The 530-nt window shown below is 71.5% G+C and carries 1 pseudogene; it reads right to left on the reverse strand.

From position 1 onward, the window contains the following. Positions 1–507: pseudogene (locus tag E4099_RS32710) on the reverse strand (hypothetical protein); the annotation flags it as partial. Positions 508–530 lie beyond the last annotated feature (23 nt).

A 530-nucleotide genomic window follows, 5' to 3' on the forward strand; every position in this document is an offset into this window, starting at 1 on the left:
GGCATACGAGATGGGACTCCGTCCCGTGGGCTCGGAGAGGTGTAGAAGAGACAGGGACAGGAGCAGCGGGGGCGCGCCGGTGCGCTCCAGCCGCACCACCACCGGCACCTCCTCGGCCAGCGGCGCCAGCGTCATCGGGATCTCCGCCGACAGCATCCCGTCCTGCTCGGTGACGGTGATCCGGGAGGGGTCCCGGACGGCCCGGCACAGCGGGCCGATGGAACCGTCCACGGACAGGCTGAGATTGGAGTGCGGCTTGGTCCAGTAGAGGTTGCCGAAGGCCAGCCGGTCACCGGAGCGGAAGAAGGAGGGCATCCGCTCGGCGTTCACCGCGGGATTGCGATCCGCGCCCAGTCGGCGGGCGGCCGTCCAGCCGCAGCAGTCCAGCCGTACGTACGCGTCCCAGATCCCGCTCAGGGCCCGCCCCTGGTCGGCGATGGCCGGGTCCAGGGTGAACTCGCCCTCGAACCGCACCCCGTACAGCACCGGCCCGGCGGCGGGATCCACGACCTCGTCACTCTCCTCGGGGG

The sequence above is a fragment of the Streptomyces palmae genome, assembly GCF_004684805.1.
Taxonomy (GTDB): Bacteria; Actinomycetota; Actinomycetes; order Streptomycetales; family Streptomycetaceae; genus Streptomyces; species Streptomyces palmae.